Source organism: uncultured Tenacibaculum sp. (assembly GCF_947494125.1).
Taxonomy (GTDB): Bacteria; Bacteroidota; Bacteroidia; order Flavobacteriales; family Flavobacteriaceae; genus Polaribacter.
Window position 1 is genome coordinate 224,638 of sequence record NZ_CANLTU010000003.1, and the last position, 15,697, is coordinate 240,334.

General features: G+C 28.7%; 15 protein-coding genes. 5 read left to right on the plus strand and 10 right to left on the minus strand.

The genetic code is table 11. The features are described 5' to 3' along the window. From Q0881_RS07785 to Q0881_RS07795, 3 genes are read right to left on the minus strand one after another with little or no spacing between them, the layout of a single operon-like run. The gene (locus Q0881_RS07785; protein ID WP_299158577.1) at positions 1-1,026 is read right to left on the minus strand and encodes a histidine kinase; all 1,026 of its coding nucleotides are present in this window, start codon (positions 1,024-1,026) and stop codon (positions 1-3) included. Beyond that, positions 1,023-2,051 carry a histidine kinase gene (locus Q0881_RS07790; RefSeq protein ID WP_299158579.1) on the minus strand — a complete coding sequence of 343 codons (1,029 nt, stop codon included), beginning with the start codon at positions 2,049-2,051 and terminating at the stop codon, positions 1,023-1,025. The genes Q0881_RS07785 and Q0881_RS07790 overlap by 4 nt, the downstream gene beginning before the upstream one ends. Before the next feature lie 53 nt (positions 2,052-2,104). Next, entirely contained in the window at positions 2,105-3,475 is a 1,371-nt protein-coding gene (locus Q0881_RS07795) for a hypothetical protein (RefSeq protein WP_299158581.1), read from the minus strand. Positions 3,476-3,618: 143 nt separating this feature from the next. On the opposite strand from Q0881_RS07795, the gene Q0881_RS07800 reads away from it, so the two are divergent. From Q0881_RS07800 to folD, 3 genes are all read left to right on the plus strand, one after another. After that, positions 3,619-4,149 (plus strand): DinB family protein, encoded by a 531-nt coding sequence (locus Q0881_RS07800; protein ID WP_299158583.1) that lies wholly within the window; start codon positions 3,619-3,621, stop codon positions 4,147-4,149. 104 nt (positions 4,150-4,253) lie between these two features. After that, positions 4,254-5,582 carry a signal recognition particle protein gene (gene ffh, locus Q0881_RS07805; RefSeq protein ID WP_299158586.1) on the plus strand — a complete coding sequence of 443 codons (1,329 nt, stop codon included), beginning with the start codon at positions 4,254-4,256 and terminating at the stop codon, positions 5,580-5,582. A 73-nt stretch (positions 5,583-5,655) separates the two neighbouring features. After that, on the plus strand, positions 5,656-6,534 hold the full coding sequence (gene folD / locus Q0881_RS07810) for a bifunctional methylenetetrahydrofolate dehydrogenase/methenyltetrahydrofolate cyclohydrolase FolD (RefSeq protein ID WP_299158589.1): 879 nt from the start codon (positions 5,656-5,658) through the stop codon (positions 6,532-6,534). A 65-nt stretch (positions 6,535-6,599) separates the two neighbouring features. Here the strand turns inward: folD and Q0881_RS07815 are convergent, their stop codons facing one another. From Q0881_RS07815 to Q0881_RS07835, 5 genes are all read right to left on the minus strand, one after another. Then, positions 6,600-8,324, minus strand: a complete 1,725-nt coding sequence (locus Q0881_RS07815) for a thiol-activated cytolysin family protein (protein ID WP_299158592.1) — start codon at positions 8,322-8,324, stop codon at positions 6,600-6,602. A 523-nt stretch (positions 8,325-8,847) separates the two neighbouring features. After that, a complete protein-coding gene (locus Q0881_RS07820; RefSeq protein ID WP_299158594.1) occupies positions 8,848-9,435 on the minus strand; it encodes a DUF4252 domain-containing protein in 588 nt (195 codons plus the stop codon). A gap of 74 nt (positions 9,436-9,509) precedes the next feature. Continuing rightward, positions 9,510-10,016 (minus strand): DUF4252 domain-containing protein, encoded by a 507-nt coding sequence (locus Q0881_RS07825; RefSeq protein WP_299158597.1) that lies wholly within the window; start codon positions 10,014-10,016, stop codon positions 9,510-9,512. A gap of 42 nt (positions 10,017-10,058) precedes the next feature. Further along, entirely contained in the window at positions 10,059-10,532 is a 474-nt protein-coding gene (locus Q0881_RS07830; RefSeq protein WP_299158600.1) for a hypothetical protein, read from the minus strand. After that, complete coding sequence (locus tag Q0881_RS07835; RefSeq protein ID WP_299158603.1) at positions 10,519-11,028, minus strand: sigma-70 family RNA polymerase sigma factor; 510 nt, start codon at positions 11,026-11,028, stop codon at positions 10,519-10,521. The genes Q0881_RS07830 and Q0881_RS07835 overlap by 14 nt, the downstream gene beginning before the upstream one ends. 152 nt (positions 11,029-11,180) lie before the next feature. Between Q0881_RS07835 and Q0881_RS07840 the strand changes: the two genes are divergently transcribed. Continuing rightward, positions 11,181-12,629, plus strand: coding sequence for a S41 family peptidase (locus tag Q0881_RS07840; protein WP_299158605.1), 1,449 nt, complete (start codon positions 11,181-11,183; stop codon positions 12,627-12,629). 51 nt (positions 12,630-12,680) lie between these two features. On the opposite strand, the gene Q0881_RS07845 is transcribed toward Q0881_RS07840, so the two are convergent. Both Q0881_RS07845 and Q0881_RS07850 read right to left on the minus strand, forming a co-directional pair. Continuing rightward, positions 12,681-13,574 carry a DUF72 domain-containing protein gene (locus Q0881_RS07845; RefSeq protein WP_299158608.1) on the minus strand — a complete coding sequence of 298 codons (894 nt, stop codon included), beginning with the start codon at positions 13,572-13,574 and terminating at the stop codon, positions 12,681-12,683. 3 nt (positions 13,575-13,577) lie between these two features. Beyond that, positions 13,578-14,531, minus strand: a complete 954-nt coding sequence (locus Q0881_RS07850) for a patatin-like phospholipase family protein (protein ID WP_299158611.1) — start codon at positions 14,529-14,531, stop codon at positions 13,578-13,580. A gap of 48 nt (positions 14,532-14,579) precedes the next feature. Between Q0881_RS07850 and Q0881_RS07855 the strand changes: the two genes are divergently transcribed. After that, on the plus strand, positions 14,580-15,629 hold the full coding sequence (locus Q0881_RS07855) for an oxidoreductase (protein ID WP_299158614.1): 1,050 nt from the start codon (positions 14,580-14,582) through the stop codon (positions 15,627-15,629). Positions 15,630-15,697: the final 68 nt, after the last annotated feature.

Here is a 15,697-nt window from a genome sequence, read left to right on the forward strand (position 1 = left end):
TTAAGCCTTTTGTATAGTTAACTTAGGTACCAAAATTCTCCTCATCATATTAGTTTCTTCTACTTGTATCTTTTTAATGGTATAAATGCTAAAAACTCGTTCTATTTCTGATAATATTTCAGGTTTAAATTGTGTTGTAATTTTATCGTTTGGATGATATTCTATTATATAATAACCTTCGTCTTCTTGAAGAACGATGTCTAATACTATTGCTGATGAAGTTATAGTTGTTCTTACTATTTGCTCTATAATAAACAATAAACTTTTTGGTACCGTTAAAAAAGTAGATTTTAAACTATTAATCAAAACTATGTTTCTATAAGGCAAATAATTAAATAAATAAATTAATTCATTAGCTATATTTATTTCTTCTTCCAAAGCAACAAGTTGCTTCTTATTACTCGATAAAATGTATCGGTAAATAGTTGCTAAATAATCAATAAAATCATCTGTTTTATCTTTTTCTTGTTCAATAAGAATTAACAATACTTCAAGGCTTTCAAATAACAATTTAGGGTTTATTCCTTGTTTAAAATCAATAAAATCATCTTCAACAGTTTGTTTTATTTTCTGCTCTTTATACAGTTTTTCAGTATTGATTTTATATAAGTATTGATGACTTATAAATAGTAAAATGTAAATAAGTGTTATTACACAAAAAACACTGTTAAAAAGCCATAACTCTTCTGTGTTTGGTGAAAAACCTAGTATTTTCTTATAGTACAATGTAATAGATATGCTAACTATAGTAATACATAAAAACAACGAAATTAGTATTTGTACTCCTATATTTAGTACAATAATTTCTAGTTTAGGCATCTTTTTAAAAAAGATTAATAATAGTCTTGAAAACTCTTGAACTATATACGACAAACCAATACACACATATAATTCCTCTCCTAAAAATTGCTCTTGTAATTGCGGTACATTATTATTTACCAATAATATTAACAAGTAAATAACGGCTCCACTAAATGCAGGACTTAATAATCTAAATAAAGGTTTATGGATAAATAATTTCTTCATCGTATGATAGGCACTTTAACAATAAAATTATTTCCGTTAGTTATAATGATTCCTTCACCGTGTAATAATAAATACCTAGAACTAATGTTTTTCAATCCTATTTTAAAAGAATTTACCTTAAATGGTATTGAAGTTATGTTGTTTTGAATAGTAATATATTTTTGATCTGAAGTAATATGAATAGATAAAGGTTCTTCATCACTCATAATATTATGTTTTACAGCATTTTCTATTAACATTTGTAATGTTAAAGGCGGTATTTTTGTTTCTAATAAATCATCACTTATTGATATTTTACATCTAAATTTATTTTCAAAGCGAGTTTCAACCAAATAAATATAAGAATATACAAAGTCCAATTCTTCTCGTATAGTTATCAATTTTGAATGATAGCTTTTCAAAGTATAATCGTACATTTTTGCTAGCTTACGTATAAATAACTTGGCTCTTGTTTCATCTTTATAAATTAAGGATGATATCGTATTTAATCCATTGAATAAAAAATGAGGACTTAATTGAGATTTTAAGGCATTTAACTGCAATTCTACTTGTTTACGTTCTTGCTTAATTTCTTCAACTTGAATAGTTGCATATGAATAATAAGAATAAAGAGCGAAATATATAATTTGATATATGATGGTTATTATAAATAATAGTATGCCTAGTTTTATGAATGCTGATTGATAATTAACCAAAACGCCTTCAGGTAAACTGTATAAATAAAACAATATCAAGAACAACGAAGAAGCAACTATAAAATGAGCTATAATTCCTAATAATAACCTGGTTCCTACTTGTTTTTTCCAAGGAATACTTTTATCTAAAAGTTTAGTTGTTATATAACAACTATATCCTATAATTATCCCACTTAATGCAGTTAGAACAAATTTATCTAAAGTGAAATTTTGTTGTTCGCTAACAATCAGATAATATCCTAGCAAAGTTCCAATTAAAACTCCTAATAAAACTATGAAAAAATGTTTTTTCACTTTAGGTTGATTGATTAGTTGATTGATTTTTTGCATAAAACTAAGGTAAGTAAATTTCGTGTTTGATATTTACTTACCTCAGTTTAGTTTTAATAGATAGCTTTCATAGCTCTTCCAAAATAAGTGTCAGAACTTAATGATTTTGCTACGTTCATGTACGTATCTTTTACTCTTTGATTACTGTTTTTTACTTGAGGAGCAAAAGCAACTAAAGAACTTGATAAATAATTATTTGAACTCATACTCTTTTTCATCGACTTTAAAGTTCTTATCAATTGACTTTCTGTTAATTTTTTCTTTGCTAATTTTTTATAAATACCAGAAGCATAATAGTCTGAACTTACATTTTTAGAAACTAATTCTAATAATTTATCTAATGATTTATTATCTAAATCTTTTTTTAATAATTCCTTAATAATATTTGATGCATAATGATCTGAACCAACATCATCCATTGATGAAATAAAAGTATCGTAGTTTTCTGAAGATAAATTCTTTTTCTTTAACGCTTTCTTTAAAACTTGTGTTTTATAATAGTCAGAACCTATATTCTTTGATAGCTTCATTATTTTATTCATATTAGACTTATTCAATTCTCTATTATTTAAAATATCCGATAATACCTGAGATAAATAATGATCTGAACCAATACTTCCCGAAATTTGTAACAAATCAGTTAATTGATTATCTGAAATATCATTCGTTTTAATAGCCTTTCTTAATACTTGAGATAAATAATAATCAGAACCTATATTATTTGAAGCTTTTATATAAGCAGATAACGTTTCTGAACTTGAAAGAAATGCTTTTTGATTTTTTTGTAAAGTCTGCGCCAAATAATAATCAGACTTAATATTCTTTCCTGCCGACTGTATTACTTTAACTAGTGCACTATTGTTTAAATCTTTTTCTAATAAATAACCAAAATATTTTGACTGAACAAAATCGCTTTCTAACAGTCTAATTTCAGCTAATACTGCATCTACTCCTCCTCTATTGTAAAATCTATTTACTCTAGATTCAGCTGCTATAACAGTACTCCTTACAATTTCTGGTAAAATTTCTGCTAACCATGCTTTTCCTTCCGGGTTATAAGCTTTTTCGCTCCACCCAACATAATATTTTTTATTTAGCTTTCCACTTTCAGCTTCAATAACAATTTTTCGTTTTTTACCAAAACTCGATTTTTTTATTTCTATAAAACCCCCTCTTGAAATATCAACAATATCCTTATCATCGTCAGACAATGTAATTTTACCTTCGTACTCTACGCTGAAATCATTTTTTTTATTTTTTACATGAATTTTACTTACTCCATTACTTGTTGAAGTAACATGTGTATAAGTATCTTTATTAGAAACTTTAGATGTCTGTGCTGAAGAAATAATTGTGCTAAACATAAACACAACTAAAAAAGCAATAGTACTTACTCCTTTTTTAAAATTGAAAATTGATTTCATAATACCTGTTTTTGATTTTGATACTTCAAAAGTATTCTCTCAATAGAATAAAAAAAAATCGGATGTAGTGAATTGCAGAATTAATGTAGTCAATTGTTGTTCCTTTTTATTTTCATACTTTTAGGTCCTTAAATAAGATCATTATGAACAAAGAAAATATTGTTGATTTACTAGAGAGAAAGCACCAGGAGTTATTCAAATGGATAAAAAACCAACCTGAAAACAGCTTTGAAAAGGGACCTAATGGTAAATGGACATTAGGGCAACATACTGTTCATTTAGTAGATTCTATAAAACAATTAAATACAGCATTAAGCATACCTAAATTTATTTTGAAATATAAATTTGGAACCTCAAATCGAGAAGTTCGTTCGTATGATGAAGTTTCAAGTCGTTATCAAGAGAAACTTTCAAAAAATCAAGATAGAGCAAGAGAGTTTAATATTTCAGTAAAAACTCCAAATCAAAAAAAGTTTAAGCAATTACTCAGCACTCTTCAAATTCAAAACAAAAAATTACAATACAAAACGCAACGTTGGAAAGATAAAGATTTAGATAATTTAATTCTACCACATCCACTTATGGGTAAAATGCCTGTGCGTGAAATAATTATGTGGACAGCATATCATACTGATCATCACATGAATATTTTAAAAGAAAAACACAATTTTTAAATTTTCTATTTAAAATTAAAATATTCAAACAAACTGCTTATAAAAAACCTACAGTCCTAACAACTAAATTCTTATATTTGTGCCTCTAAAAATGAAGCCGACACATGTTTAATAATTTAAGCGAAAAGTTAGATAAAGCGTTACATACGCTGAAAGGACACGGGAAAATTACCGAAGTTAATGTTGCAGAAACTCTAAAAGAAGTTCGTAGAGCTTTACTAGATGCCGATGTTAACTTTAAGATAGCCAAAGAGTTTACTAAAAGAGTACAACAAAAAGCAATAGGACAAGACGTATTAACTACGTTAAATCCTGGGCAATTAATGGTTAAATTAGTTAAGGATGAATTAACTGAATTAATGGGTGGAGACACTGTTGGTATTAATTTAAAAGGTTCACCTACCGTTATTCTAATGTCTGGTTTACAAGGTTCAGGTAAAACTACCTTTTCTGGTAAACTGGCTAACTTCTTAAAAACAAAAAACTCAAAACAAGTTTTATTAGTAGGATGTGATGTTTATCGTCCAGCCGCTATTAACCAATTACAAGTTGTTGGAGAACAAATTGGTGTTGAAGTTTACGCTGAAGTAGGAAACCAAAATCCTGTAGAAATTTCATTAAACGCTCTTAAGCATGCAAAAGCAAATAGCAAAAATGTGGTTATTATTGATACCGCAGGTCGTTTAGCTGTTGATGAAGAAATGATGAATGAAATTTCTAACATTCACAAAGCAGTAAATCCTCAAGAAACATTATTCGTTGTAGATTCTATGACAGGACAAGATGCTGTTAATACAGCAAAGTCTTTTAATGATGTTTTAAATTTTGATGGTGTAGTTCTTACCAAATTAGATGGTGATACTCGTGGTGGTGCAGCTTTATCAATTAAATCGGTTGTAGACAAACCTATTAAGTTTATTGGTACAGGCGAAAAGATGGATGCAATTGATGTATTCCACCCAGATCGTATGGCTGATCGTATTTTAGGAATGGGAGATGTTATTTCATTAGTAGAACGTGCCCAAGAACAATACGACGAAGAAGAAGCAAGAAAATTACAAAAGAAGATTGCTAAAAATCAATTTGGTTTTGATGACTTTTTAAGTCAAATTCAACAAATCAAAAAGATGGGTAGCATGAAAGATTTAGTTGGAATGATTCCTGGAGCAGGAAAAGCTTTAAAAGATGTTGATATTGATGATGATGCTTTTAAAGGAATTGAAGCTATTATACAATCTATGACTCCTCTTGAAAGAAGTACACCTACAACTATAAATGCAAGTCGTAAAAAAAGAATTGCAAAAGGTTCTGGAACTTCCGTACAGGAAATAAATCAATTAATGAAACAATTCAACCAAATGAGCAAAATGATGAAAATGATGCAAGGCGGTGGCGGAAGAAAAATGATGCAAATGATGAAAGGTATGAAATAATACAAAAGAGAAGCTTTGGCTTCTCTTTTTTTATATATACAACTTAACAACAAACCCACACAACACACTAAAAATGATTTTACTAGACGGTAAAAAAACATCTGCAAACATTAAAGAAGAGATTGCTCTTGAAGTATTAGAATTAAAAAACCAAGATAAAAAAACACCTCATTTAGCTGCTGTAATAGTAGGTAATGATGGAGCTAGTTTAACTTATGTAAATGCAAAAGTTAAAGCTTGTGAGCGTGTAGGTTTTGAATCTACTTTAATTAGATTACCCGAAGAAACTACCGAAGAAGAACTCTTAAATGAAATAAGTATTTTAAATGTTGATAATGATATAGACGGATTTATTGTTCAACTTCCACTACCCGATCATATTAACGAACAAAAAATATTAATGGCAGTAGATCCTAATAAAGATGTAGATGGTTTTCATCCTACTAATGTTGGAAAAATGGCATTAAACTTACCTACGTTTATTTCTGCTACACCTTTTGGTATTTTAGAATTATTAGATCGTTATAATGTTGAAACTAGCGGTAAAAACGTAGTAGTTATTGGACGTAGTCATATTGTTGGAAGTCCAATGAGTATATTATTATCTCAAAAAAGAAAAGTTGGTAATGCTACAGTTACTTTAACCCATAGTAGAACTAAAAATTTAAAAGAAATAACTTTACAAGCAGATATTATTATAGCAGCAATTGGTATTCCTGAATTCTTAAAAGCAGATATGGTAAAAGACAATGTTACTGTTATTGATGTTGGAATTACTCGCCTTGCTGATCCTTCTAAAAAGAGAGGCTTTCGTTTAGTTGGTGATGTAGCTTTTAATGAAGTTTCTAAAAAAGCAGATTTTATAACGCCTGTTCCAGGTGGTGTTGGTCCAATGACAATTGCAATGCTTTTAAAAAACACATTACTATCAGTAAAAAACAAACAAGTTTAAGTCTAAAATATAATTTATAACAAAATGGAGATGTTTAAAACATCTCCATTTTTTATTTAAGAAATTTAATCTAAGAAATAGATTTTATATTGTATTGCTATTCTATCATATTCACCTCCATAATATCCATCTATAGAATTTAAAAATTCATAATGACTTCCGTCATTTGTATTTGGTACAGAAATTCTACTATTACGACTGTCATAACCTACCCATTCTTTCTTTTCTGCATTATATTCATATACAATAGCTGCAGTACCTCCATCAGCTTGAACTACATAACTAGCATCAGCTTCTCCAGCTACAGAAACAATTCTAAAACGTTCTCCATTTATTTGATCTACTTCAAAATCTATAAACTTACTACGGTTCCAAATATTTTTAGTGGTATTAAAACGATAAAAATCCCTTACAGAATGCTCTCTTCCAAATCCCCAGTTAATCGAAGATTCAACATTATACCAACTATTTGTAGTTTCATTATACTTTTGTACACTAAATGCTCCAAACAACTCTAAACCAGATGTACCATGATCATATCCCCAATAATTAGTAGAAACTGATAAAGGATTAAATCTAACTTTTCTTCTACTTACTAATTCACAATCTCTTTGTGTGTACTTAACATTACTAACAACTTTGAATGGTGAATTATTTGACACATAATTTACTTTATATGAAATTGGGTATCCAGGATTCGTTCTAGACACATTTGCTCCTTTCTCTAAAAAAGAGTTTATAGCCTTTAAATCTCCTCCAAGTGCGCTTAATCCAGCTGCAATACCTGGTTGCGCATCACCTCCAATTTGCTTCACTTTTACTGTAGTATTCTGTAATGTTTCACTATACTTAGTAGACAAGTCAGCACTTATAGAACCTATAGCTCCTTTATATGCAAAATTTAATGCAGCTGACACATTTCTAGCACTTTCAGACGATTCATAAATTAGAGTAAATAATCTACCATAGGTTACAGACTCTACATAACCAGCAGGATTCATATCTACATTTGATACATTATCCTTATAATCTGTAATATAAGTACCTAAATCATCTGGAGTAACATTAGTGTTATACCAACCTCTTTCTCCTATTAATTGTGCTTTAGGTGTAACAGTAGCTGTAAAAAAACGTTGTTTTAATGTTACCACATAACGTGTTTTTTTCTCGTTAAAATTAATTCCTAATTCACCAGCTACATCAGCTCCATAACCTGAATATCCAGCTTTTAATGCAAACTGTAAATCACTAGAATTATGCACTCTTTCTATTGAAACTTCAAACGCTGCTGGAAAGCGTGCACCAGAGTCATAGTAATTCCCAAGAATTCTATTTAACTCATTTCGTACAGTACCAGGAGAAGGGTTTCTTACTACTGTAGATGTTGATGCAGCTGTTCCAGAAATAACGTCCAAGCCTATTTCTATTGAGTTTCTATCTTCTCCATAAAAAGGCACCGATGTTGGCGCTCCATTTTGAATTGATCTAGCAGCTACTATATTACCTGGCCATAATAAGCTACCGTTAGGATTAATTAAGAAAAAATCTGAATCTGTTTTGTCAAAACTTACTTCTCTCTCTACACAATTAGCTTCTACTTCTGATCTAGATGCTGCATTGCTTTTAATCTCTTTAATTTTTACATTACTTATTCCATCAGGAATATCTTCATTTAAATATTGACCATTAGATTCTTTCAAGTTACTTACTTCAAAGACTTCCTCGTCTTTACAAGACACAAACATTGTTAAACACAATGAAAGTACTGTATATCCTATATATTTTTTCATTTTTGAAAAATATTTTTATACGTTAATTATAATTTATTAATAAAAAATAAGGAAAAACAAATCAGTTTAGATGATTGTTTTAAAAAGGTATTCCTACCGAAGAAATCAATCCTTTATTATATTTCTTAGAAACGAAATATGTATAAATGGATATTCAATAACTATAATGATATATTTAATAATTCATTACGTATTCTGATTGCATCCGGGGGGCTATGCCATCTCTTATTTTCGCAATAACTAACTTATAATTATGTTGACTAGTATACCTAACTAAAATTAAATTATTGGCTGCCAAAACTACACCTTTATATCTAAAAAACAACACTTTATTAATAAATATTCATAAAAAACACACAAAACACAACAATACCCTATTAAAACAAGGATTTACATGAATTAAATTCAAATAAAATTAATACTCTTTTTTAATTATTTGAACGTAAAAACATATATAAAAACAAAAAACGGCTAAAATGTTAGACACATTTTAGCCGTTTATATTTTAAGTTGAGATTTATTTTTATTCTGCTACTTTTACTTTAATTTCTTTTCTTTCCTCATCTTTAATAACATTTCCTCCTAAAATAGATCTGAATTTACCTAAATCTAAATTCTTATCATCCATTTTAGTTTTCTTCATCATCTCCATTATTTTAGCAGGGTTCATGTTATCTCCTAAAAGACGAGCTATACCAACGCCCATATCTTTACTATAACCAAAAGCAATTATTTCATCAATAGCATCCGCTTCACCTGTATAATAAATTACAGCTGTAGCTCCATCTTTTTTAAAATTGATTAATTTTTTATAATCAGATTTTTTTAAAATTTCTTTTAATTTGTTCTTTTCAGCTTCATAAGTTGCTTCGTCTGTATCCTTAAACGGTAAACCTGTAATGTTTATCTTACGAATACTTTCGTATGCTTTTTTATCCTCCTCCGATGCATTATCCATACTTAACTGTAAAAGACTAGCAGGTACATCTAGAGAAACGAATCCTTTTTTATCTTGACTTTCTACTAAGTAACCTTGTAATGATTTTTCGTTTTTACAGGAAATAGTAGCGAATGCCACCAATAATAATGAGTATATAAATAATTTTTTCATCAGAGTATTTTTTAATTTAGTTAGAAAGTGAAAGTTGAGAAAATCTCAACTTTCACTTTTTTATTTGTTTTTAATTACTTCTTTTTATCAGAATATTTACTAGCTATTTTCGATAATTTATTTACATCGATATCTCCAGTTAAAGAAATAATTGTAGAACTTAATTTTCCATCTTTACTACCTCTATTCATGTTCTTTACAAACATTAACACTTCACTAACAACATCTTTATTTTTTGTTGCTTTTACGTAAATTTTCACTCTAGATCCTTTGTCTTTAACACGCATTAACTGTGTTAAATTAGATCCTTTAATTGCCGAATTTACCATACTCTCCATTCTTGAAGCTACACTTGAATCTTCTGTAGAAAATACTTTTAATTCATTTAATCCTTTTGCTGTATTAAAAATTTCCATGTCTTCTGATTTTGCATCTGGAAACTTTTTTAACAGGTCAAACATATCTTTAGTTACCACTACAGATGATACTTCATCAATATCTTCTAATTTATCAAACAATGATTGTCCAAAACTAAAGTTTGCTGTGATAACAAATGCGAATAATAATATTATTTTTTTCATGATTTTCTTAATTTAAAAAGTACTTGGTTTACTTTGGTTTACTTAATAGTTTACTTTGTTTATTACTTTGTTTACTGTTTCTTCATAGGTGTTTAATTGTTGTATCGCATCATTCCCTTTGTTTAAGTTGTTTGAAACTGCATACAATGCTTCGTTTCCTTTGTTTAAATTGACTGAAACCATTTGCAACGCTTCTTTAATTTGTGCAAACTGTTTTCTTTGCTGATGCTTTTGATACTCCTCATTACCTATAAAGACACTAAATAGTAAGACTACTGACGCTGCTACTGATAACCATTTCCAGTTCTTCTTAGTTTTCTCAGGTTTTAACTGAATGGTTTTTGTATAGGTTTCGCCTTTACTTTGTTTAAAATAACCAAATAACATACTATACTCTTCTAAATGTGGTGCCACATTACTAGAAGTAAAATACTCTTGTAGTATTTGTTCTTCTTGAAGGGTAGTTTCTGCGTCTAGATATTTATCTACTAATTTCTCTATGTTAGCTAACTCCATAGTTGTGTTTTTTTATTAGTTCTTCTCTTATTGTTTTTCTTGCTCTTGATAAAGCTACTCTAACAGCGGTTGGTTTCATATCCACCATTTTACATATTTCATCAAAATCATATTGTTCTATATCTCTTAATTGAATAATTATTTTCTGTTGTTCTGGTAATTTTTCAATTAGTTGATGTACTTGATTTACACTATCATTATGTTCTACTTTCTTGTCTAAAGACGTATCTTTTTCTTTATAATTACTATGAACTAATGTTAAATTACTAGCCTGTTTCGATTTTAATCGATCATAACAATAATTTTTTGTCATTGTCATAGCAAATGCTTCTACATTCTTATAATTAGACAATTTCTCTTTGTTTCTCCACAATTTAAAAAACAACTCTTGTGTAGCATCTTCAGCTTCCTCTCTGGAAACTAAAAGTCTTTTTGCTAAACGAAAGACTTTGTCTTTAAATGGTAATACAACTTTTAAAAAGTCTGATTGGTTCATTGTTTAGTTGATTAGTTTAGTGCAAACTGAAATACTATATTAATATCGGGTTTACATAACTACGACGAGATAGTTATAAGTTTGTTACATCAATTTTAAAAAAAATAATATTATTGTTTAAATTGCGTTGTATTATAGCTAATATATTCCATATGAAATTACTTAAAGCATTTTTTATTGCCTTTATAATTATATCGATTACATCTTGTAGTGAGAAAGAAGACACACCAGCTGATATTCAAATTCAAAACTTTGTTTGGAAAGGATTAAACGCCTACTATTTGTGGCAAGATCAAGTTCCTGATTTATCTGACAGGCGTTTTAAAAATGATCAAGAACTATATAGTTATTTGTCTGGTCAAAGTGATCCTGCTGCTTTTTTTAGTAATTTATTATACATTCCTAATGAATATCCTAAAGATCCTAATAAAACATATTCTTGGATTGTTGATGATTATGTTGCTTTAGAACAAGCTTTTCAAAGTATTCGTTTAACGAGTGGTATGAAAGTTAAAGGTAAAGATTATTTAGACGGTTCAGGTAATTATTATGTATACGTTTATGATGTTGTAAAAGGTTCTAGTGCTGAAGCAAATGGAGTAACTAGAGGAATGTTAATTACTCAAGTAAATGGTACTGCAATTACCGCCACCAACGTAAACTCTTTATTTAGTGGTAATTCTTTTACTATACATTTAGCTGATTATAATGCTGGAAACCCAACTACTAATGGTGCTACCATCGTATTAACGAAGTCGCAATTAACAGAAAATCCTATAAAAGAAGCTAAAGTTATTACAAGTGGTACTAAAAAAATTGGATATATTATGTATAACCAATTTTCAAATTCATTTGATGGGGAGTTAAATGCTAAATTTTTAAAATTCAAAAACGAAACTATTGATGATTTAATTATAGATTTAAGATACAACGGTGGTGGTTCTGTGCAAACAGCAGTATATTTAGGAAGTATGGTTACTGGACAGTTTAAAGATGAACTTTATTCTAAACAAGTATGGAATAGTAAAGTAATGGCTGTAACAGACCCTAACCTGTTAATTAACAACTTTACGGATAAAATTTTAAATAAAGATGCTAGCGGTACTATAGTTTTAAACGAAACTATTAATAGTTTAAATTTAGGTACCATCTATTTTATTGTATCAGATAATACAGCTTCAGCTTCTGAACTTATAATAAATGCTTTGTCTCCTTATATTAATGTAAAATTAGTTGGAGTTCAAACTTACGGTAAACATGTAGGTTCTATTACTCTGTATGACTCTGAAAATTTCAGAAAAAATGGTCCTAATTTTAGAACAAACCATACATGGGCTATGCAACCTATAGTTTTAGAAATACAAAATAAAGATGGTCAAAATAAACCTGAAGGTTTTATTCCAGAAGTTACTTTAGAAGAAAACCCTGGTAATCTAGGTATTATAGGAGATCCTAATGAACCTTTATTACAAAGAACCATACAATATATTGTTACAGGATCTAAAGGTATTTCTACTCCTTCAAAAAGTAAAACATATACTTCATGGAATTCATCTATGAACAACATTGATTATAACAATATGTATATTGATTTTAAATAATCTTTATAAAAATTATTTAAAATAAAAATCCAGCATAAATGCTGGATTTTTTTATAATAAACTCATTTGTTGATTATTTTCTTCATTAGGTATTTTTAAATTAACACCTAACTCTTTATTTAGTTTCTTAATAAAATAAGCTGCTAATAAAGGAGATTCAACTTCTAAATTTTGATGGATAAAAAAGTGAATATTTTCTAATCCTAAATTACTCCATTCTTTTAATCTGATAATCCAATCATCTAAACGTGAATAATCAGATAAATGATTAGCTCCAACATAACGTATAAAAGCCTCGTTATTTGTTAAACGCATATGCATCATATCTCTTCTACCAGCAGTATCAACTAACACATTAGCTATCTTATTTTTTTCAAACAGTGTTGTAAATTCATCAAAAACAACTGAATCTGCATACCAATCTTTATGCCTTAACTCTACAGCTAAAGGAATTCCTTCAGGCCAACTAATAATAAAGTTTTTTAGTGTTTCAAAATTTTCAGGTCCAAAATTAGAATGCATTTGTAAAAAAATAGTTCCTAATTTTTCTTGCAAATGTGCCGAATTATCCAAATATAAATTAACAATATCTTGTACTCCTTGTAAACGTTTCCAATGGCTTATCTCCTGCCCTATCTTTGGAAAAAACTTAAAGTTTTCTGGAGTTTTCAACTTCCATTTTTCAAATTGCGCTGCTGAATATTGACGATAGAAAGTAGCATTTAACTCTATTGAATTAAACTGCTTAGAATAATAAGCTAATTCATCTTTAGTACCTTTAGGGTAAAAACCTTTTAAATCAGCTTTGTTCCATTTGGCACAACCAACATATACACTTGGAGTATTACTCTTTTTATAAGAGCTCAATAAATCGTTCGTTTTTTTATGGGTAAATGGTAATGAAAAATCTATTAATTCAGGATGATCAACTTTTCCAAATTTCATATGTTATGCATTTTCTAAACCTTCTTCTATTTCTTGATTATCTATCATTTCTGGTCTAAATTCGCTCATCTTTTCATCATCAAGTTTCTTCGCATACTTATATCCTGATTTCCACCATTTTTTCATTTTCTCTTTCTCAAAAACCAATGAATTTGTTGTTAAAACAGTTGGTGTATAGTACAAATTCAATTTCACATCATGTTGCTTTGCAGATAATTTACCTATAGTAATATTATGCTTTTCAACATTTTCAAGCATAAAATCAAAAGTATCCATCATTAAAGAAAACGGATTTTTGGCTGGTAATCTATTAATTTGAGTAACTTCTGTAGCTAAGATTATAGCGTCAACTTCTTTTGCTCCTCTTAAAATAGCTTCTCTAATTGGAACTAAACTTCCAAAACCTCCATCAGCATATTGACAATGATCTTTTTCTAACAAACTCATAAATGGCACATAATTACACGAACCCCAAATCCAATCGCAAAAATCATCATAACTACAATCTAAAATAGACTTATATTCGATTTGATTTGCTGTTAAATTAGAAACAGTTACCACTACATCTTTGTTAGCTTCTCGTATTTGATGATACATCTTTTTGCTAACGCTTCTTTTTATTAACTTTCTAAGGTTTTTACTTTCTCCAAAAGTTTTTCTTCCATTTAAAAAGTTCCAAAAAGTATTTCTATGCCTTATAGAAATTACTTTAGCTCCATTTACTCTTTTTATTTTAAAAGGACTATTGCTAAAAATTGCTTTTTGATCTACCGAAGTATAAACCTCTTTTAACTCATCAACCATACCTAAGGCTAAATGAGAAACCATTAAACTCCCCGTGGAAGTACCTAAAAACATATCGTAATCCTTCTTCTTTTGCTTCATTAAATATTGAGCAACACCACCTGCAAATGCTCCTTTACTTCCACCCCCAGAAATTACTAATGCTTTTTTCATAGAATTAAATTGATTTATCTATTTTTATTTCTGTAAAAATATCAAAAAATGAAACGATTTTCACTTTTAATTTTAGTCGCATTTATTTCTTTTTCTTGCAGAAAAGAATATACGCCAAGAAATATTAATTCAGTAAAAATAACTGAATATAAACAAGATAGCATAAGCATTCGCGCTATTAAAGTAATTAACCAAAATGAATTATTGTATGCTGGTTCAAAAGGTGCTATAGGTTTAACAGAAGATGGAGGGAAATTCTGGGATATAAAAAACTTAAAGTATAACGATTCTATTATACCTAATTTTAGAAGTATTGCTGTTAATAATAAAGGTGTATTCGCTCTTTCTGTTGCTAACCCTGCATTATTATATAAAGTAAATTTAGAAAAAGATACCATTGTTTATAAAGAGGAACATGAAAAAGTATTTTATGACAGTATGAAATTTTTTAATGATGGTGTACATGGGATTGCTGTAGGAGATCCTACCGACAATTGCCCTTCAATAATTTTAACTAATAATGGTGGTGATTCTTGGACTAAATTAGATTGTGAAAAGTTACCTAAATTTGAAGAAGGAGAAGCTTTCTTTGCCGCTAGTAATACAAACATTGCTATTATAAATAAAACTGTTTGGATAGCATCTGGAGGTACAAAAGCTAGGATTTTAAAATCTACTGATTATGGTAATACTTGGAAAATATACAATACTCCTATTATACAAGGAAATGGACCTCAAGGAATATATTCTATAGATTTTTATGATGAAAATAACGGTATTGCTATTGGAGGTAACTACGCTAAAGAAAATGATAATTGTGCTAATAAAGCAATTACTTCAGATGGTGGAAAAACATGGACTATAGTCGCCGATAACCAAAACCCTAACTATAAAAGTTGTGTGCAATATGTACCAAATACTAAAGGAAAGGAAATTTTTGCGGTAGGTAAAACTGGTATTTCTTTTTCTAATGATGGAGGACATACTTGGAAGCAGGTAAGCAAAGACAGTTATTATGCTATTCAATTTGTAGATCAAAATACAGCTTGGTTATCTGGACATCAAAAAATTGGAAAACTAACTCTTTCAACAAAATAAGTTAAAACTAAATTTCATCTTTAGTAAATCTTAATTATTTGTTAAAACAATATACATTCTGTTATAAA

What these genes read in the sequence shown, in the direction of transcription:
- Q0881_RS07785 (WP_299158577.1), bottom strand. Translation starts at nt 1,026, where the DNA reads ATGAAGAAATTATTTATCCATAAACCTTTATTTAGATTATTAAGTCCT.
- Q0881_RS07790 (WP_299158579.1), bottom strand. Translation starts at nt 2,051, where the DNA reads ATGCAAAAAATCAATCAACTAATCAATCAACCTAAAGTGAAAAAACAT.
- Q0881_RS07795 (WP_299158581.1), bottom strand. Translation starts at nt 3,475, where the DNA reads ATGAAATCAATTTTCAATTTTAAAAAAGGAGTAAGTACTATTGCTTTT.
- Q0881_RS07800 (WP_299158583.1), top strand. Translation starts at nt 3,619, where the DNA reads ATGAACAAAGAAAATATTGTTGATTTACTAGAGAGAAAGCACCAGGAG.
- ffh (WP_299158586.1), top strand. Translation starts at nt 4,254, where the DNA reads ATGTTTAATAATTTAAGCGAAAAGTTAGATAAAGCGTTACATACGCTG.
- folD (WP_299158589.1), top strand. Translation starts at nt 5,656, where the DNA reads ATGATTTTACTAGACGGTAAAAAAACATCTGCAAACATTAAAGAAGAG.
- Q0881_RS07815 (WP_299158592.1), bottom strand. Translation starts at nt 8,324, where the DNA reads ATGAAAAAATATATAGGATATACAGTACTTTCATTGTGTTTAACAATG.
- Q0881_RS07820 (WP_299158594.1), bottom strand. Translation starts at nt 9,435, where the DNA reads ATGAAAAAATTATTTATATACTCATTATTATTGGTGGCATTCGCTACT.
- Q0881_RS07825 (WP_299158597.1), bottom strand. Translation starts at nt 10,016, where the DNA reads ATGAAAAAAATAATATTATTATTCGCATTTGTTATCACAGCAAACTTT.
- Q0881_RS07830 (WP_299158600.1), bottom strand. Translation starts at nt 10,532, where the DNA reads ATGGAGTTAGCTAACATAGAGAAATTAGTAGATAAATATCTAGACGCA.
- Q0881_RS07835 (WP_299158603.1), bottom strand. Translation starts at nt 11,028, where the DNA reads ATGAACCAATCAGACTTTTTAAAAGTTGTATTACCATTTAAAGACAAA.
- Q0881_RS07840 (WP_299158605.1), top strand. Translation starts at nt 11,181, where the DNA reads ATGAAATTACTTAAAGCATTTTTTATTGCCTTTATAATTATATCGATT.
- Q0881_RS07845 (WP_299158608.1), bottom strand. Translation starts at nt 13,574, where the DNA reads ATGAAATTTGGAAAAGTTGATCATCCTGAATTAATAGATTTTTCATTA.
- Q0881_RS07850 (WP_299158611.1), bottom strand. Translation starts at nt 14,531, where the DNA reads ATGAAAAAAGCATTAGTAATTTCTGGGGGTGGAAGTAAAGGAGCATTT.
- Q0881_RS07855 (WP_299158614.1), top strand. Translation starts at nt 14,580, where the DNA reads ATGAAACGATTTTCACTTTTAATTTTAGTCGCATTTATTTCTTTTTCT.